The 17,831-nt window shown below is 72.9% G+C and carries 12 protein-coding genes; 4 read left to right on the top strand and 8 right to left on the bottom strand.

From position 1 onward, the window contains the following. Nucleotides 1–12: 12 nt before the first annotated feature. Nucleotides 13–1,455, bottom strand: a complete 1,443-nt coding sequence (locus DEJ43_RS00110; protein ID WP_106433793.1) for an MFS transporter — start codon at nt 1,453–1,455, stop codon at nt 13–15. Between the two features lie 251 nt (nt 1,456–1,706). On the opposite strand from DEJ43_RS00110, the gene DEJ43_RS00115 reads away from it, so the two are divergent. Next, nucleotides 1,707–2,273 carry a TetR/AcrR family transcriptional regulator gene (locus tag DEJ43_RS00115; protein ID WP_015031237.1) on the top strand — a complete coding sequence of 189 codons (567 nt, stop codon included), beginning with the start codon at nt 1,707–1,709 and terminating at the stop codon, nt 2,271–2,273. A gap of 72 nt (nt 2,274–2,345) precedes the next feature. Here the strand turns inward: DEJ43_RS00115 and DEJ43_RS00120 are convergent, their stop codons facing one another. Both DEJ43_RS00120 and DEJ43_RS00125 read right to left on the bottom strand, forming a co-directional pair. Then, on the bottom strand, nt 2,346–3,152 hold the full coding sequence (locus DEJ43_RS00120) for a crotonase/enoyl-CoA hydratase family protein (protein WP_015031238.1): 807 nt from the start codon (nt 3,150–3,152) through the stop codon (nt 2,346–2,348). A gap of 88 nt (nt 3,153–3,240) precedes the next feature. Further along, the gene (locus DEJ43_RS00125; protein ID WP_015031239.1) at nt 3,241–4,170 is read right to left on the bottom strand and encodes a LysR family transcriptional regulator; all 930 of its coding nucleotides are present in this window, start codon (nt 4,168–4,170) and stop codon (nt 3,241–3,243) included. A gap of 92 nt (nt 4,171–4,262) precedes the next feature. Between DEJ43_RS00125 and DEJ43_RS00130 the strand changes: the two genes are divergently transcribed. Together DEJ43_RS00130 and DEJ43_RS00135 are read left to right on the top strand one after the other, a co-directional pair. Then, nucleotides 4,263–5,699 (top strand): MFS transporter, encoded by a 1,437-nt coding sequence (locus DEJ43_RS00130; RefSeq protein ID WP_015031240.1) that lies wholly within the window; start codon nt 4,263–4,265, stop codon nt 5,697–5,699. Nucleotides 5,700–6,158: 459 nt separating this feature from the next. Further along, nucleotides 6,159–6,968 (top strand): hypothetical protein, encoded by an 810-nt coding sequence (locus DEJ43_RS00135; RefSeq protein WP_041661892.1) that lies wholly within the window; start codon nt 6,159–6,161, stop codon nt 6,966–6,968. A 164-nt stretch (nt 6,969–7,132) separates the two neighbouring features. On the opposite strand, the gene DEJ43_RS00140 is transcribed toward DEJ43_RS00135, so the two are convergent. From DEJ43_RS00140 to DEJ43_RS00160, 5 genes are all read right to left on the bottom strand, one after another. After that, the gene (locus DEJ43_RS00140) at nt 7,133–11,029 is read right to left on the bottom strand and encodes an SGNH/GDSL hydrolase family protein (protein ID WP_015031242.1); all 3,897 of its coding nucleotides are present in this window, start codon (nt 11,027–11,029) and stop codon (nt 7,133–7,135) included. A 112-nt stretch (nt 11,030–11,141) separates the two neighbouring features. Beyond that, a complete protein-coding gene (locus DEJ43_RS00145; protein WP_233447899.1) occupies nt 11,142–11,717 on the bottom strand; it encodes an RICIN domain-containing protein in 576 nt (191 codons plus the stop codon). 127 nt (nt 11,718–11,844) lie between these two features. Then, nucleotides 11,845–12,849 (bottom strand): hypothetical protein, encoded by a 1,005-nt coding sequence (locus tag DEJ43_RS00150; protein WP_015031244.1) that lies wholly within the window; start codon nt 12,847–12,849, stop codon nt 11,845–11,847. 3 nt (nt 12,850–12,852) lie between these two features. Further along, the gene (locus DEJ43_RS00155) at nt 12,853–13,359 is read right to left on the bottom strand and encodes a hypothetical protein (RefSeq protein WP_015031245.1); all 507 of its coding nucleotides are present in this window, start codon (nt 13,357–13,359) and stop codon (nt 12,853–12,855) included. Then, nucleotides 13,356–16,709 carry a CHAT domain-containing protein gene (locus DEJ43_RS00160; RefSeq protein ID WP_015031246.1) on the bottom strand — a complete coding sequence of 1,118 codons (3,354 nt, stop codon included), beginning with the start codon at nt 16,707–16,709 and terminating at the stop codon, nt 13,356–13,358. Before DEJ43_RS00160 ends, DEJ43_RS00155 begins: the two co-directional genes overlap by 4 nt. A gap of 334 nt (nt 16,710–17,043) precedes the next feature. On the opposite strand from DEJ43_RS00160, the gene DEJ43_RS00165 reads away from it, so the two are divergent. Further along, nucleotides 17,044–17,775: a class I SAM-dependent methyltransferase gene (locus tag DEJ43_RS00165; protein WP_015031247.1), complete on the top strand. Its 732-nt coding sequence runs from the start codon at nt 17,044–17,046 to the stop codon at nt 17,773–17,775. Nucleotides 17,776–17,831 lie beyond the last annotated feature (56 nt).

Consider the following 17,831-nt stretch of genomic DNA (forward strand, 5'->3'; position numbering starts at 1 on the left):
GTAGCGGCAGCTTCAACCCCGAGGTCGGTCCGCGTCTACCGGGCCCTTGCCCCCGCTGCCGTTCGAGGACGATGGCTCGTCTGCCTCGTTCGATGGGGCGACCGTATCCGGGGCGGTGAGCGGGCTTGGGGACGCGGAGTCCTTCGTGGGCTTCGGCCTTGTCAGCCACAGGCCCGTGAACACGGCCGTGGCCAAGGTGATGGTGCCGGCCGCGGCGAAGGCGTTCTCGAGGCCGGTCTCGAAGGAGGCGCCGTCGGATTGCCGGGTGCGGACGATGGCTCCGAGGACCGCCACTCCGAGCACCGCGCCGATCTGCCGGGTGGTGCTGCTGATGCCTGACGCGAGGCCGCCTTCCTGGGGGCTTACGGCGTGGATGGCCGCGCCCGTCAGCGGCGACAGGGTCAGGGCGAAGCCGGTGCCGGCCACGGCCAGGCGCCACCACACGTTTCCGTAGCCGGTGTCGGCGTGCACCGTGCCGAGCGCCAGCAGTCCCAGGCCCGCCAGGGCCAGGCCCGCCGTGACCACGATGCGGAAGCCGTGCCGGGCGGCGAGCCGGCCCGCGTACGGACTGACGAGCACCATGGCGAGGGTCAGCGGGAGGGTCCGCAGGCCGGCGCTCAGGATCGAGCTGCCCTGGACGTACACGAAGAACTGGGAGAAGAAGAACGACGAGCCCATGAGCGCGAACCCGACCACGACCATGGCGGTGTTGGACACGGTGAACAGCCGCTGCCGGAACAGTCGCAGCGGCAGCATCGGCGCGCAGCGGCGTGCTTCGACGGCGACGAACGCGGCGAGGAGGATCGCTGCGGCGGTGAAGCAGCTCAGGATCGGCGGCGACGTCCAGCCGCGGGCGCCACCCTCGATCAGCCCGAAGGTCAGTGCGCCCACGGCCAGAACGGACAGCACCGTCCCTGGGACATCGATCCTGGGGGCGTTCGGGTTGCGGGTCTCGTCGAGGGTGCGCAGACCGACCAGGAGAAGGACCGCGCCGATGGGCAGGTTGACCAGGAAGATGGCGGGCCAGCCGAAGGCTTCCGTCAGCACGCCGCCGGCCACGGGGCCTGCGGCGAGGCCGATTCCACTGAGTCCGGCCCACAGCCCGATCGCCTTGGTCTTTTCCTCCGGGACGGGATGTGCGGCGGCCAGCAGAGCCAGCGAGGCGGGGCTCAGCGCCGCGGCCCCGATGCCTTGCAGCACCCGGCCGGCGAGCAGCCAGTCGAGCGAGGGTGCGAGGCCGCACAGCGCCGAGGCGGCGGTGAACACCGCCACGCCGGTCAGGTACACCCGCTTGCGGCCGAAGCGGTCGGCGAAGATGCCGCCGGTCAGCAGCAGCATGGCGACCAGCAGTACGTACGCGTCGACGATCCACTGCAGGCCGGTCAGTTGAGTGTGCAGCCGGTGCTGCATGTCGGGCAGTGCCGCTCCGACGATCGTGTTGTCGAGCAGGACCATGAACTGGCCGAGGCAGGTCACCGTGAGCAGCGTGGCCCGGTTGGATCGGCCGGCTTCAGCCTCGTGCGATGCGTGGATGGGGGTTCCTCTCCGACGTTGGTCGCGCCCGGATGCGCGCCCGGATGCGGTCTGCGAGGCCGACGCGGTCGGCGCGGCACCTGGACACCGTTAAAGCAGTCGGTGACTGCGTTAGGAGACTGTAGGGAGCGTCGCCTCGTAAACGCAAGTACTTACTGCGTTAAGGTGGGTGCATGAACGAGCGACAGCCGGCCCGGCGGCCCGGCGGACGGAGCGCCCGCGTCGGCGCGGAGGTGCATCAGGCCGTCACCGACCTGATCAGCGAGCGGGGTTACGGCAACTTCACCGTCGGCGAGGTCGCAGCCCGCGCGGGCGTGGCCGACAGCAGCATCTACCGCCGGTGGGGCAATCTGGAGACCCTGCTCACCGACGTGGCCCTCACCCGTCTCAACGCCCAGTCACCGATGCCCGACACCGGGAGTCTGGTCGGCGACCTGCGTACGTACGCGGCCAACGTGGCCCGCGAGATCACCGGGCCCGACGGGCTGGCGGTCGTACGCCTGGCCGTCGCCCTGTCGAGCAACGGTCAGGCGGGCCTGCGGGCCGGTGACGAGCTCCGCGCCGAACGCATGCGGCAACTGCAGTCCATGCTCGACCGCGCCCGCGACCGCGGCGAGCACGCACCCGACGCGCTCGACGTGCTGGACCACATCCTGGCCCCGATGTACATCCGCGTCCTCTTCGGCATGGTCCCCCTCAGCCCGGACTACATCGACGGGCTGGTCGACCGACTGGTGTGACCGCAGCCCTGTTCCGCGATCAGCCCTCGGACGCGGCGACAGGGCCGCGTGAGGTGCTCGGCGGGACGCGGCTCAGGTGGTGAAGGAACCGTGCCGGCCCGCACCGGCCGCGAAGCGCGCGGCGCCCGAGAGGGTCTCGCCCGCCGACAGGGGCACCATGCCGTGCCGCAGTTCGGCGGCCAGGGCCTCGGGCTCGGGCAGGCCGTGCTGCTCGCGGACGGACAGCCGGTCGTGGCGCAGGCACAGCTGCGGGAACCCGGCGATCTCCCGGGCGAGTTCCTCCGCCGCGGCGCGGGCCCGGCCCGGCGGTACGAGACGGTTCGCCAGCCCGATCTCGTACGCCTCGGAGGCCTGGACCGGGCGGCCGGTCAGGATCAGGTCCATGGCGCGGCTCTCGCCGATGAGCCGGGGGAGCCGGACCGTGCCGCCGTCGATCAGGGGCACTCCCCACCGGCGGCAGAACACTCCGAGGACCGCGTCCTCCTCGACGACGCGCAGGTCGCACCAGAGGGCCAGTTCGAGTCCGCCTGCGACGGCGTGACCGCTGACGGCCGCGATCACCGGCTTGGTCAGTTTCAGCCGCGTCGGGCCCATCGGACCGTCGCCGTCGGGCTCCACCCGGTTGCCGCGCTCGGTGCCGACGGCCTTGAGGTCCGCGCCCGCGCAGAACGTGCCGCCCTCGCCCCACAGCACCGCGACGGCGGCCTCCTCGTCCGCCTCGAACGCCCGGAACGCGTCGGCCAGTTGCCCTGCTGTCGGCCCGTCCACGGCGTTGCGGGCGGCGGGCCGCGACAGAACCACCGTGGTCACCGGCCCGTCACGCTCGACGCGCACCGCGTCCTGCTCCGCCGCTGTCGCTGCCGCTGCCGTATCGGTCATGGGGGCATTCTCATGGGACGGGGGGCCGGGATTCCAGACCCGGACTGTTTCGTTCGGGGCGTCTGCCCTCCCCGCCTGGCGCCCTCGATCAGCCGGCCTCGTCGTCGAGCAGCAGGTCCCGCACGCAGCCGCGCAGCCACGCGTGCGCCGGGTCGGCGTCGTGGCGGGGATGCCAGGCGAGGCCGACCGGCAGGGGCGGCAGGTCGAGAGGGACGTCGAAGGTGACCAGGCCGAGGGACTCGGCCAGCGCCCGGCTCCGCGCGCTGATCAGGCCGACGAGGTCGGTGTCCCGGAGGACGAACAGCGACGCCGGGTACGTGCCGACGCTCGCCACGACCCGGCGCCGCAGGCCGTGCTCGGACAGTGCCGTGTCCACGGGGCCGGACAGCCGCCCACGGCGCGACACGACGAGGTGGTCGGCGTCCGTCGCGAACCTCCGCCGCGTCAGGCGTCCCCGGAGGAGCGGGTGTCCGGCCCGGACGACCCCGAGCATGCGGTCGTCCAGGACGACCTCGGTGCGCACCTCGGGATGGACGGTGTCGATCACCCCGATCTCCAGGTCGGCGACCCCCTCCCGCAGGGTCGGCGCGTCGACATGACTCTCGTTCAGGAATCGCAGCCGCACCAGCGGGGCCTCGCGGGCCGCCCGGGCGAGCAGGGCGGGGCCGAGCAGGGCGGGGTGGGAATCCTGGCCGAGCACCGTGAAGGTGCGCGCCACAGTGCGCGGATCGACCGGTCCCGAGGCCGCGAAGAGCGCTCTGGCCCGCTCCACGACCGCGGCGACCTCGGCCCGTACGGACAGTGCGTACGGCGTCGGCACCATCGCCCGCCCGGCGCGCACCAGGATCGGATCACCGAGCGCCTTGCGGATCCGGCCCAGGGTGCGGCTGGTGGCCGGCTCCGACAGGTGCAGCCGCCGGGCGGCTCCGCGCACGCTCTGTTCCTCGAGGAGGACGTCGAGGGCGAGGAGGAGATTGAGGTCGAGACCGGTGGGCTCCGCGGATTGCGTCACACGCACTCACCCCTTGCGAAAGATGCACTGGAAGTAATCCATGGGCCGAGCCTACGGTGGTCGCACATCCCCTGACCACGAAGCTCCCTGGAGGAGCCATGACTTCGCCTGCCCTCACACCGATCCCCTCCGCGCCGAGCGTCCTGCGGCGGTCGACCCTGCTCGCCCTGTGCGCCTGTGTCCTCGTCGCGCAGAGCATGGTCGCCGCCATCAACCTCCTCATCCCCCAGCTGGCCGGCTCCTCATTGCACCTCTCGTCGACCGAGCTGTTGTGGACGGTGGACGCGTACGTCATCGTCTTCGCCGGACTGCTCATCCCCGCCGGAGCGCTCGGGGACCGCCGGGGCCGCAAGGGCGTCCTGCTCGCCGGGCTCGCGCTGTTCGCCGCCGGGGCCGGGCTCAGCGCCCTCGCCGCCTCCCCCGCGCTGCTGATCGCCGGCCGCGGGGTGTCCGGCGCCGGGGCCGCCTGCATCATGCCCGCGACCATGTCGATCCTGGTCCACCTCGCCGGTCCGGCACACCGGGCCCGGGCCCTGGCCTCCTGGACCCTCTCCGCCGGTCTGGGCGGTCTCGCCGGCAACGTCGTCGGTGGAGCGGCGGGCCAGTTCCTGTCCTGGCGCGCCCTGTTCTGGCTGATGGTGCCGCTGGCCGCGGTCCTGACCTGGACCGTCACGGTCACCGTCCCGCGCACCGGGCGCTCCCCGCAGGGACACCCGGACCCGCGCGGCACCCTGCTGCTCGTCGCGGCGCTGGTCGCCGTGCTCGCGGGCATCATCGAAGGCCCGGTGTACGGCTGGACCTCACCGCGCATCCTCGTCCTCTTCGCGGTCGGTGCGGCGCTGTCCGGTCTGTTCACCTGGTACGCGTTCCGCTCCCGGGCCGCGCTGTTCGACCCGCGGGTCTTCCGCTCCCGGCGGCTGCGCGCCGCCGTGCTGGGCACGGCCACCGGGTTCTTCGGCCTCTTCTCGCTCTTCTACGCCAACTCGCAGTACCTGCAGTACGTCAAGGGGTACGGGCCCGCCGTCACCGGACTCGCCATCGTCCCGCTCACGATCGGCATGGCCGTCTTCCCCAAGGTCGCCACCCGCTGGCAGACCGCCTCCGGCCCGCGGCCCGCGGTCTCCACCGGGCTGTTCCTGATCGGTGCCGGGCTCCTCGGAGCCTCGACCGCCGACGCGGCCACGCCCTACGCGCTGTACGCCTGCTGGCTGCTCGTCATCTCGGCGGGGACCGGCCTGTGCATGCCGGCCCTGACCGTCGGCGTCGTCTCCTCCCTGCCCGAGCACCAGGCCGGGCTCGGTTCCGGGCTTGGCACCTCGGCCCGGGAGATGGGTGCCGCCCTCGGGGTGGCCGTCACGGGCACGGTGCTCGCCCTGCATGACGCCGACGCCCGCACCGCGTCCTTCGCCGACGCGATGAGCCCGGCGCTGCGGACGGTGGGCACGGTCGTCCTCGTCGCCACGGCCGTGGTCACCTTCGGGTACCGGACCGGGACCGGGCGGCGCCCCGGCGCCGGGACGCCGCCGGCCGGTTGACGCCGGGAGGGTGACCTCGCGGACGGTCGGCTCGGCGGTGGCAAGCCGTCCACAGGCGCCTCGTCGGCGTCCGCCGACGCCTCCCCCGTCCCCACGCCCGAAGAGTCCGAGACCACGGCGTCGCTCACCGCGTACGACCCGCCCACCCGGTTCGAGAGCCACGGCGGCTTCGACGCACCCGGACTGGGGACCGTCGCCCTCGACGGCACGAAGGCGTACTACGTCTCCCCCGGTGAACTCGTCGCCTGGGACCTCGCCGGCGACGAGGAGATCGGAACGCTCACGGCGGAGACGTCCTCCTGGCGCCATCTGCCCGAACACGACGGTACCTACAAGACGGTCCCGTACCCTCCAGGCCTCGGTACGGTCGACGGCAAGCGGTACGCGGTCACCGCCTTCCCCACCAGCACGAAGGGCTCGGGCAGCGCCGCCGACGGCGTCGGCGTCGAGGTGGTCGCGATGGACGCCGACAGCGGTCGGGAGGCGTGGCGGACGAAGTGGGACCTGCCCAGGTCCGAGGACGGGTACCTGGTCACGTACGTCGCCGGGGTCGTCGGCCGCACCGCGATCGTCGTGTCACACGGCGAGTACCGGTACCCCGTGACGTACGGGATCGACCTCGTCACCCACAAGGAGACCTGGAGCGACACGTCCTTCAAGGCGCAGCTGGTCCAGGGCACGCGGGTGCTCGGTCAGAGGCGCGGTGACGAGGACGTCCTCACCCTCGCGGCCGTCGACGGCGCGAGCGGGCGGGGGCTCTGGACGGGGATGGAGGTCCCCGACGAGTCGGGGGCCGGCCAGGGGTGGACGGTCAAGGCCTTCGCGCCGAACCGGGCCTGGGTGGCTGCTCCCTTCGGCCGGGCGGTGATCGACAGTGCGACCGGCAAGGACGTGAACTACGAGGGCTTCGGCGAGCGGCTGCACGAGATCGAGAAGTGCGTCGACGATCAGCTCAAGACCACCTTCTGCGCCGCCCGCACGGTGAAGGGAGCGGAGATCTCCGCATACGACCGGAGCGGCAAGCGCCTGTGGCGCGTGGGTGGGCCGTCGGACGACTCGGGGCGGAAGCAGATGATCCTGCGGTCCGCGTTCCATGGAGCGGTCTACGCGACCTTCAACGAGGGGACGGGCGCGGCGATCGTTCTGGACGGGGCGACCGGGGCCGACAAGGCCACCGATCCCGGGTACGCGCCCTTGCTGGCCAACACCTACGTGGGGCTGACGTACGGAGGCGGGCGCCAGGTCGACGTCTACCGCGCCACGCGCTGACCGGGTGGTCGCGAGCGCGGCCTCCCAGGCCCCACCGTTCCTGCTGCTGTTGGACCTCCTCCAGCTCCGCCGTGAGGGCGTCGAGGAGCGCTTCCAGCGGGGAGTGCCGGGAGGGCGCGGCGAGGACGGCCTGGCGGACGTGGTCACCGGCGGCCGCGTCGGTCTCAGCGGAGCCGGGTGGTGCGCGGGTAGCCGAAGAGGGGGAGGTCGGTGGTCAGGGCGTCGGCGAGGATGGTCGTGCCGAGTTCGTTGGGGTGGAAGGACTGCTGGCTCATCGGGGGGTTGAGGCCGGGGAACCCGCCCTGTTCGCCCTCGCCGCGCGTGGGCTTGGGGATGCCGGCGTTGACCGCCTCCGGGTTCCCGCACACCCCTCGCGCCCCGAACCGGTCGATCGGATCGGTGAAGTGGACGTCCAGCCGGGCGGGACCTTCGCGGAGGTCCTTGACCACGGCGGCGAGCTGGTCGCGCAGGTGGAGCGTGATCTCGCCCATCCACTCGACCTCGCCCGCCTCCGGGTTGAGGGCGGCGGTCTGGCCGGGCTGGGACGTCGTGTCGCAGGAGGCGGTGAACAGCTTCACGTAGCCCATGACGACGATCTTGGCGTTGGGCGCGGCCTTGGCGATCTCCTGAAGGGCCGTCTTCACCGAGGGCGCGACCTTCTGTGTGATCCGCTTCCTGGTCGTGCCGTCCAGGTCCAGGACGAGGTTCTCGTGGCATGCCACGGTGACGAAGCAGGTCGTGAAGATGTCCGCGAACCCGGCGTCGTTGCCGCCGATGGACAGGAGCACCAGTGTGGTGTCGGCGTCGAGGAAGCCCTTGTCGAGCTGCGGGGGTTCGCGGTGCTGACCCTCGGCGGACAGTCCGAAGGCATTGCGTACGGGTTCCTGGCCAGGGGCGGCCGTGGGCAGGAGCATCTGCGTACGGGCGCCGCTGCACGCGAGGAGGTGGGCGTCGACGTCCGGGTCCCAGACGTCCGTCCGGTAGCCGAGGGTGTGCCGGCTGCCCGGCAGGCGCGCTTTGCGGGACCACGCCGCGTACGAGCGGTGGCAGGCGTTGGCGTAGGCGGTCAGGCCCATGCGATCGGACTCGGGGTAGTACTTCGATCCTTCGACGGGCGAGGCGCCCTCGCCGGCCGCGAAGGAGTCGCCGAGGGTGACGACCTGGTGCCGGGGCTTGCCCGGCAGGGGCTGGAAGGCGATCGCGTCGAAGGCGATGTCCTCCTTTCCGTCGGGCGCGCCGCCGGTGACCGAGGTCAGTTCGACGCGCGGTCGGCCGGTGAACCGGAAGGCGCCCAGGGGCACCCAGCGGTTCTCCTCCGTGCGCTGGAGCAGGGTCCGGCGCTTCGGTCCGTCGGCGGTGTGGACGGTGTACGCGGCCTGTTGGGTGTGGGCGCCGTGATTCGGCATGTGGACCATGACGCGTGCCCAGCCGTCCAGTTCCCGTCCGAGCTCCCACCGTCCGGTGACCTTCAGACGGTCGCCGAGGGCTCCTGCACGGCTGTGGGTGAACCAGAAGTGGCCGCCGAACCCTCCGCCGATCTGGTGGAGGTCGATCTTGGAGAGGAAGTCCCCGGTCTTCGCGTCCTTGGCGAAGTCGAACGTGAACGTGCCGTCGCTACGGCGCGGACAGGGGACGGGGGTGACGGCGGGCACGTCCGCGGGGACGTCGTCCACGACCAGGACCCCCTGGGGGAGGTCCTCGGCCTGGCAGTTCGGCCGATGGACCGACGTGTCGGGCGGATTGGGGTGCGTGCCCGCGTCGAACCGGATCTTCTCGTGCCCGCACTGCGTGGCGCAGTCCTTCTTCCACTCCACCGGCTCGTGCCACCAGCACTTCAGGTCGTACTTTCCGGTGGCCGGGTTGATGTGCCCGCAGTGGCTGGGCGGTTCGGGCTTCTCCCCGGCCTTGGTGGGCATGACGGACGGGTCGTCGGGGACGAACATGAGGTGCGAGTTGCAGTCGTTGGCCTTCACCTGGCAGAACAGCAGCCGCGGCGGCTTGACCTGGGCGCGCTGGTCGTTGGTGTTCCACCAGGCGGGCTGGAACCCGACGCCGTTGTTTCCGGTGGTCTTGCCGATGGAGTGTGCGGCCCAGCCCATGACCTTCTCCGGGTAGGGCCATTCCTGGGGGCGCGAGGCGTCGCCGGGGCGCCCGTCGAGGAACGACAGCCGGTTCTCACGGTAGTGGGCGTTGGCCGGGTTGTTGAGCCAGCCGAGGCCCCAGGGCTCGCCCGCTCCCTTCTTGGGGTAGAAGCCGCTGTTGTACGCCCAGACGGCCATGAACCAGTTCTCCAGGCGGGCGGGGTCCCCGTCGTGGACCCTCATGCCCGCCGCGGCCTGCTCGTTCCATTTCTCGGCCAGGATGCGGGCGGCCGCCGCGAGGTTCGCGGCGTAGTCCACGGTGATGGCCCGCTGCTGGTCGGGCGGCAGGGCGACTTCTCCGGGCTTGGTCCGGCCGGCCATCCGCATGCCGTCGGTGACCTGGGTGATGCCGTAGCCGCAGTCGGCATGTGTCCAGTCCACGTCCCACTGGTTCTCGTCGGCGGCGACCTTGAACGGGATGCCGTAGTAGTTGCCGATGAGCGGGTTGCCCGCCAGTCCCTCCGCCGTGTGGCGGGACGCCTGCCACATGTTGGATTCCTGGGCCGTGATGCCCAGCAGGATCTGTGCCGGGATCCGTCCTCCGCCCGCGAGGGGAACGGGAGGGAACATGCGGCTCGGCGCGTACGCGGGCAGGCCGGAGCCCTTCCAGTCGGCCGGGCGTTCCAGGTCGAGCGGGCCCTGGGCGAGCATGTCCGCGGCCCACTCCACCTGGTGCGGGGTCGGCTGGTAGACCTGCGTCCGGACGTCGCCCCGGGGGACGGAGCAGGTGCGGTCGGCGTCGACGGGGTCGTGGGGGTCCTCGGCGGCGCGCGGTCCGGGTTGTGTGCGCTCCCCGAGGCGGGGCGACGGGGCGTGCCCTTGGTCCGGGAGGGCCGGCACGCGGCGTTCGTCGGGGACGCTTTCCACGTGCTGTCGCCCGGTGCGGGCGGCCACGGTCGTAATGCGCGGCCCGTCGGCCGCCGGGCGTCCCTCGCCGTTCTCGATGCCGGCGACCGCGAGCACGCCGGTCGACGACGCGGCCGCCGTGGCCGGCACGGCGAGCCAGGACGCGGTGGGCGGCAGCGCGCCCGCCCTCTCCCCCGGGCGGGCGGGGCTCTCCGGGAAACGCCTCTCGTTCGGAAGGCCCGTCACGAAGACCCGGCCGCCGGCCCCCGGGCTGAGGCCCAGGCGGCCGGTCGCGCCGAGGGCGTAGGAGCGGGTGCCGCCGTCGTGGTGGCGTCGGACACGCACCTGGTCACGCGCCCGGTCCATGAACCACACCCCGCCGTCGTGGTCGGGGTGGAGCTCGAAGGGTGTGCCCGTCGAGCGGGCCAGGGTGTGCAGGGAGCCGTCCGGGTCCACGCGCACCACCCGGGGGCCACCGGCGGCGACGAGTCCCTGGGGGGTCGGCACGGCGGAGGTGATCTGGCCGGCCGCCGTGACCGGGGCCTCCAGGGTGCCCGACGCCGCGTGCAGGGTCGTCAGCCGGGTCTGCCCGAGGTCGCTGTCGCCCGCCTGGGTGAGGACGGCGTCCTCACCCGCGCCGCATCCCGGGTTGTAGTACGCGAGGGTCGACCGCACCGGCAGTTTGCGCACGGCCCCGGTGTCCAGGTCCACGACCGCCGAGAACCCGCCGCGCAGGAAGAGCTCCGGCCGGTTCGTGAAGGCCCGCGGGGCGTAGACGACCACGAGCCTGCGCCCGGAGGCCGTCAGACAGGCGTTGCCGATCCACCGGTCGGTCTCGATGCCCGGCTCGGACAGCGAGGTGACGGTGCGCCAGACGTGTCCTTCCGACTCCCGGGCGCGGAAGACGTGGAAGCCGTCCGCGTCCCCGACGGTGGTCCATGCGAGGTCGCCGCCGGCCTTCGCCGGCTCCGCGGAGACCGGCCGTGGGCTCTCCTGGGGCGCGGGCTCGGGGAGCGTGGCGGCGACGAGTCCGACAGCGGCCGCGCATGCCAGGGCGACGGCGAGCAGGCGCATGGGGACCTCCTGGAAGGAGCAACGGGAACACCGCGAACGTTACGGAGCGTAATCATTGCTGGCCATCCCCCACATGGGTGGTCACCTGGCGAGTTCTCGCCGCACCCCTCGCTCAGAAGTCCCAGACCATGTGGTTCGGTACGACGTAGGGCACCGCCCACTGCTGCGCACGGGCCCCGTTGGCCCGCGAACCGTCCGCGATCTCCAGGGCCTTGCCGCTGTGGAAGTTGTAGAAGATCGTCCGCCGGTGACTGGCGTACGGGAAGTCCCAGATCTGGGAGCCGGCGTTGGCGCACGTCCACTGCTGGGCACGGGCACCGTCGGCTCGCGAGAAGTCGGCGATCTCCAGGCACTTGCCGCTCTCGACGTTGACCAGCCGGTAGTTGTGGCGCTCCTGCTCCCACTCGTCGTACCAGATGCCCGTGAGTTCCCATCGCCAGGACTGGTGCCGCACTCCCACGCAGTCCCACTGCTGGGCTCGGGCGCCGTCCGCGTGCGAACCGTCCGCGATCTCCAGGCACTTGCCCGTGCCCACGTTCACCAGCCGCCCCACGTGTCCATTCGGCGGGAAAATCGACGGCCGTTGCTCGGCGCCGCCCGCCGATGCGGGAGCGACGGTGACGACGGCGAGCAGGGCGGCGCCGGTGAGCGCGCGCAGGAAGTGGGGCAGCCTGAGACGGTGCGACACGGAGGCTCCTCGGTGGAGGTGGGGGTGGGGTGGTTGCACAAGATCGGCAGGGTGAACGTACTGGTGGACGGCCGCGCGGGTCATCGGCCATCCGTGTGAGCCGTGCGCCCGGCCCGTAACCTCGGCGTCACACGTACGGTGTCAGGACTCCGAGGAGTCCGGCGGTGAGGGCGGCCGCCAGGCTCACCTGCGTGAGAGAGATGCCGCGGCCCGTCGGGGCGACGGGAAGGTCGGGGGCCGTCCGGGGGTTCTCCGGCGGCGGGGCCTCGTGGCGCAGGGGGATGCCTCGGTGCCAGAACAGGCAGATCCTCTTCCATCGGTCGCGCTCCGCGTCCGGGTCGCGGGGGCGTTCCTCTCCGAGCGCCTCCAGGAGATCCATACGGTGCAGGTCGAAGGCGACCCGGACGTGCTGCCCGTACACCGCCGCGGCGTTCAGCGCGCCCCGGTAGGACGCCCAGGCCGACAGGACGCCACCCCAGAGGCAGGTCAGCAGCAGCACGGTCGAGCCGTGCCGCAGTGCCACGCAGCCGGCGCCCAGTACGGCGAAGGCACAGGAGAGAACGGCGCGTGCCAGGAGCGCGGACAGCTCCGCCCGTGCCGTCGACAGCGCTCCGGCCAGCCCTTCCGGGAGCACCTGGAACAGGCGGGGCCACACGAGTACGGCATCGATCCCGTAGCGCAGCCCCGGGTACAGCTCCGCGGCCTTGAGGATGTTCCCCAGCCGGGTCGGCCGCACCTCGTGCAGTCGTGACCTCGGTGGATAGAGGTGGTGCACCGCTCCGTCGGCGGACCGCAGCAGGCGCAGCCGGTGGCAGCGGCGCCCGAGCCGGCCGAGCGACCGGTCCGCGATCCGGCCCCAGTAGCCTTCCGCCCACCTCAGCAGGGCGAACTGGGTGGAGTCCAGGAACGCGGCGACGAGCAGCACGGCGGACAGGAAGGCTCCCACCAGCAGTGCTTTCATCTCGACGGGCTGGGACTTCCACGCACGCAGCAGGGAGTTGAGGGTCGGCTCGCCGGCGAGCGCCGCGACGAGGACCAGCAGGGAGCAGAAGACCAGGCTGGGCAGCAGCGCGACGCGGACGAACCGGCGGCCCGCGAGCTGGGCCGCCTCGCCCAGCGTCGTGGTGAACACCGGTCACTCCGCCCGGATGGCCAGCGGGTGGGGCGTGGCGTCCGGTCCCGGCCCGGGGCAGGAGGGCGGGAAGTCGGCGTCGTACGCGGTGAGGGTGGTGAGCAGGCCGCAGCGGCAGACGACCCGGGCGGCCGGTGTGGCGTAGGCGCCGGCGAGGACGGCGTCCAGGGGCGCCGGGGTGTCGCCACGCAGGGTGCCGCGGGCCGAGAGGGTGACGAGGTACGCGGAGACGGTGTCCTGTTCGAGCACGCCCAGGGTGCGACCGCCGTCGTGGACGAGTGCGCCATACGGGTTGAGGGCCAGCAGGTCGAGCGCTCCGCCGGTGCACAGCGCGGCCATCGTCATCGACGCGGGCAGCAGCACGGCCGGGGACAGTCCGGCGTCCGCGCTGCCCGGCCGGCCGAGTGCGGTGGGCCAGCCGTCCGCGTCCAGTGTCATGACGTAGCCGCTGTCTCCCACGGCTTCGGACAGCGGGGTGACGGGGGCCAGGGGCAGTTCGCCGAGGGTCATCGCCAGTCTCCTACGAGGGTGAACGGGGCCCAGAAGAAAGGGGCGTCGAAGGCGGGTCGCGCGTAGTCGGCGCGCAGCCGGCCGTGCTGGAACCGGGCCTGTCTCCTCAGGGCGGCCAGGGCCTGGTGTTCCGCGGTGCCGTGACCGGCGCCGGGCAGCAGTCTCTCGATCTCCGCCAGGGCCCCGGCCGAGTCACCGGCCCGCAGGCGCAGTTGGGCCAGGTCGTGCCCCAGTCGGGCGGCGATCGACCGGTTCGCCGGCAGGTTCCGCAGCCGCTCGCACCGGGCCACCGCGTCGCGGAAGCTCATGGTGCGGAGGTCGCGCCGTGCGGCGGACAGGGCGGCCGCGACGGGGGTTCCGCGTCCGAGCCTCTGGTAGAGGCCGGCCATCAGCAGCGCCGTGGACACGTCGTTGACCGCCCATTGGCTCACGATCACGGCTCTGGCCCCGGCGTGCAGCAGCGCCCTGGTGAGTCCGATCAGTTCGTTGCCCCGCCGGTTCTGCTGGGCTCCGGTCTCGCAGCCGCTCACGACGACAAGGGAGGCGTCGAGCCGTACGGAGAGGAAGTCCTCGACGGTCAGCCGGCCGTCGGCCAGGCGGACCGCCGACCCGGCGGGCCGGGCCCGGTCGACAATGTAGTGGCAGGCGAGGTGGAGCACGTCGTACGTCTCCGAGCCCAGCTCGTCGAGCAGTCGGCGGCGGGTCGCGGCACCGCCGGTGTGCACCTCGGCGTGCGGCAGGAGGCCGCCGATGAGGTGGGCTTCGGCCCGGGCGTGTGGCAGGTCGCCGTCCGGATCGGCCATGATCAGCGCCCGTCGGACGCCCGCTTCCGCAGGCAGGCCGAGCCGGTGCCGTAGCAGCGAGGCGCTGGGGGTGACGCAGAGCGGATTGCGCTCGCCGAGCGGTGCCCCGTCCACTTCCACCGCGTGCAGCGGAAGGTCGTGCAAGGGGCCGTCGGGCACCAGCCACACGGTCTCTCCGGGTGCGGAGTGCTGCGCCACCGCCCGGGCGAGGGGCCACAGGGACTGCCCCCAGCGGGTCGGACCTCCCGGTGCGGGCAGCCGCGGCAGGTCGGGGTCCTCGACCAGCGGGACCGCGAAGACGGCGGGCTCCGGCCGGTCCGCGCGTACCACGAGGACCAGCATCCGCGGGCCGCGGCGGACCAGCTCGAAGAGGACCACGCCCGGCGGGAGGACCGCGCGCAGTTCCTCGAAGCCGGCCGGTGCGCCACGCCGGTGTCTGACGTAGGCCGCACCGAGCGGTCCTGACGCCTCCAGCTCCGCCCAGGCCGCTTCGCGGGCCGCGCGGTACCGTCGCTGATGGGCGGGGTGGATGTCCCGGTGCGCGAAGTCGGTGCCTCCCGGGCGCGGGAGGACCCCCTCGCGTACCCGCCCTTGCTCCATTCTCGCTTCCCGTTCCCGCAACTCCTCCAGGTGCTGTGGCAGTTCGGGGGAGACGGTCGCGCCGAACACTTCGAGGAGCAGGCGGGACCTGCTGCGTTCGGCCAGCTCGACGGCCTGGGCGGGGGTGGGGCAGGAGGGACGGCCGTCGACGACGAGCTCGATCAGCCGCGCGCAGGCCGGCGTGAGATCCACGTCGATCCGTGTGTCGCCGTCACTGACGCGTTCCCGCATCCGCTCGACGAGATCCACGACGGCCAGGAGCTCGGCGGTGAGGTCGGCCCAGCGGTGCTCCGCCTCGGCGAGCCGGGCCAGCAGCCGACGGGCCTCCGCCTCGTTCGGCAGATCGCCGACGGAGCGGGCGGCAGCGGCCACCTCCTCGGCGATCTCCCGCGCCACCGGGGATCCGCCCTCCTCGTACTCCCCCGCCCGCTGCAGCGCCTGACGCAGGTCATGGGCGGCCGGCATCTCGTAGCGGTCGAGGAACGTGGTGTACATGCTGCGTGCCCGGGCCTGGGCGGGCAGCCCGGGTCCGAGCGTCCTGGCCATGGCGGCGAAGCGCTGCTCGACCCACCGCACGAACGCGATCTCCTGATGGTGGTGGCTGCCGAACGGCAGCCAGGTCGGCAGCTCGTCGAAGAGCCCAGCGGCGGACCGCAGGTCGAGCGGCATCATGCGGGCGGCCTCCTGGCCCGCCGCACTGTCGCCCGCGACCGCCTTCAGTACGAGGGCCAGGCAGGCCACCGCCCTGGGCGGCGCCGGCCGGGCGGCGATCGCATCCAGTTCCCGTACGGCTTCCTCCGGCCGTCGCAGGTCGAAGACCAGGACGTCCGCCGCGAGGCAACGAGCGGCCGCCGCGTTGCCGGCGAGTCCGGCGGAGGCGTACAGCTCGGCGGCGTGACGGCGGTTGCGGAGCGCGTAGTCGAACTCCCCGGAGGAGCAGCTCGCTTCGGCCCGGGCCATCGCGGTCATCGCCGTGACGATCCGCGACGTGTTCGACAGTTCCCGGTGCCGGGCGCGGTCCAGTCCGATGCGCTGGTGGCACAGCCACCGCAGCGACTCCGCGGAGGCCTCGGCGGCGCTGATCCACGGCTCCGCCTGCGAGGCGGGGACGGCGGTCACGGGCCGCCAGAGCACCGGCACCAGCCCGTACCCCTTGCGGGAGGACAGCAGTTCGCCGTGCCGCAGCCACAGTTCCCACAACGCCGTGTCGGGACGGTGCGGTGGACGTGCCGCCGTCTCCCACCAGCGCGCACGGGCGATCGCGTACAGGCCCAGGGGGAAACGGTCGCGGGCGATCCGCGTCGTCAGGACCTCGATCGCGCCGTCCGCGCGCAGGGCCCAGTCGCCGGTCCGCATCGCGAGGAGGGCGAAGCAGATCTCCAGGACGGTCATGGCCGTCGCGGCGGGCAGCAGCAGGACCGCGTCCGGCTGGACGACCGCGACCAGCGACGGAATCCAGCCGTAGCAGAACCAGGTCCGGAGGCGGCCGAAGAAGCGCACCAGGAGTGACGACACTCCCCTCACCTGCGGCCATGCGCGGAACTCGGCCAGGCAGCCGAGGACCGTGACCACGGAGGCCACCACCGCGCACAGCACCACTTCCCCCAGATGTGGAGCCGCTCCGCCCGTCGGCAGCAGCGCGGCGAGGCCCGTCCCCGCCGCCAGGAACGCGGCCTCCCCGCGGCACCGCACGCGCCTGGCCGCCCGGCTGATCGCACGCATGCGCCGTTCACCGATGCCCGCGCGCACCAGGAGGAGCACGGCGAGGAGCAACCTCAGCCGGTCGGAGGCCGACCCGAGGTCGAGCCGCCCCGACCCGGCCACGATCGCCAGGGGGGCGGTGGCCGCGGCGAGGCGGACCACGCGCCACCGGCGATCGTGCAGGCCGGTGGGCCCGGCCTGGATGTCCTCGTAGCGCCGGAGTCGCTCCCCACCGGGCAAGCGCATCACCCATGTCCCCCGTGTGCCAGTAGATCGACGACCAGGCTAGGGGCCCGCCGCCGCGGGAACGGGGCGCTCGGACGCTGTCACCCGATCGTGGCAACCGGGGCCCGCCGCCGTGCCCGTAGCGGGGACGCCTCGGTGGCCGGCAGCGGGTTACGCCCGTCGTGTGGACGTCCCGCGTGGTGGGGGCCGGGGTGCGAGGGGGGCGGTGGTGGGGACCGTAGGGTCGGGCCGCCCTCACGCCGTACGACCGCCCCGGGGCCCCGCCCGCCACGGCCGCGGCCGTCCGGGCGCGGGCGGGCACCCCGCCCCCTCCCCCACCACACGAGGACCCGTCATGACCGCACAGGACACCTCCACGCCCCTGCTCACGCCCGACCGGCTCGACGAGGTCGAGGGATGGTTCTTCGCCGCCGACCGGTTCGTCTTCGACTGGCTCCTGACCCACCAGCGCGACTACGGCGTCCGCGGTGACCTGCTGGAACTCGGCGTGTACAAGGGCAAGAGCGCCATCGCCATCGGCTACCACGCGTCCGACGCCGAGCGGTTCACCGTGTGCGACCTGTTCGACGTGGGCGAGGCGCCCGACGCCTCCACGGCCACCGAGATGCGGGTGTACTACCCGACCCTGACCCGCCAGGTGTTCGAGGCCAACTACCTGCGCTTCCACCGCCGGCTGCCCACCGTCATCCAGGGGTCCTCCGCCGAGGTCACCCGGCACGTGCCCGCCGGCAGCTGCCGCTTCGTGCACATCGACGCCTCGCACCTGTACCACCACGTCCGTGCCGACATCGCCGCCGCGCGCGAGCTGCTGACCGAGGACGGCGTGGTCGCCCTCGACGACTTCCGCAGCCCCCACACCCCCGGGGTCGCGGCGGCCACGTGGGAAGCGGTCCTCACCGCGGGACTCAAGCCGGTGGTGCTCACCGAGAGCAAGCTGTACGGGACCTGGGGCCCCGCGGATCTCCTGCGCGACGCCCTCGCCGGCCGCCTGTCCACCCACCCCACCCTCTGGGGCGTGACCGAGGACGTGGCCGGCCACACCCTGCTGCGGATCCACTCCCGCTGACCTGCCGTACGGGGCCGGCGCGACGCCCGTGCGGGCCGCGGTCGGACCGGCTGGAG

Origin of the sequence: Streptomyces venezuelae ATCC 10712 (genome assembly GCF_008639165.1) — a bacterium.
Lineage (GTDB): Bacteria > Actinomycetota > Actinomycetes > Streptomycetales > Streptomycetaceae > Streptomyces > Streptomyces venezuelae.

Excerpts from the sequence above, each read along its gene's own strand:
- DEJ43_RS00110 (WP_106433793.1), bottom strand. The coding sequence starts at position 1,455 with ATGGTCCTGCTCGACAACACGATCGTCGGAGCGGCACTGCCCGACATG.
- DEJ43_RS00115 (WP_015031237.1), top strand. The coding sequence starts at position 1,707 with ATGAACGAGCGACAGCCGGCCCGGCGGCCCGGCGGACGGAGCGCCCGC.
- DEJ43_RS00120 (WP_015031238.1), bottom strand. The coding sequence starts at position 3,152 with ATGACCGATACGGCAGCGGCAGCGACAGCGGCGGAGCAGGACGCGGTG.
- DEJ43_RS00130 (WP_015031240.1), top strand. The coding sequence starts at position 4,263 with ATGACTTCGCCTGCCCTCACACCGATCCCCTCCGCGCCGAGCGTCCTG.
- DEJ43_RS00135 (WP_041661892.1), top strand. The coding sequence starts at position 6,159 with ATGGACGCCGACAGCGGTCGGGAGGCGTGGCGGACGAAGTGGGACCTG.
- DEJ43_RS00140 (WP_015031242.1), bottom strand. The coding sequence starts at position 11,029 with ATGCGCCTGCTCGCCGTCGCCCTGGCATGCGCGGCCGCTGTCGGACTC.
- DEJ43_RS00155 (WP_015031245.1), bottom strand. The coding sequence starts at position 13,359 with ATGACCCTCGGCGAACTGCCCCTGGCCCCCGTCACCCCGCTGTCCGAA.
- DEJ43_RS00160 (WP_015031246.1), bottom strand. The coding sequence starts at position 16,709 with ATGCGCTTGCCCGGTGGGGAGCGACTCCGGCGCTACGAGGACATCCAG.
- DEJ43_RS00165 (WP_015031247.1), top strand. The coding sequence starts at position 17,044 with ATGACCGCACAGGACACCTCCACGCCCCTGCTCACGCCCGACCGGCTC.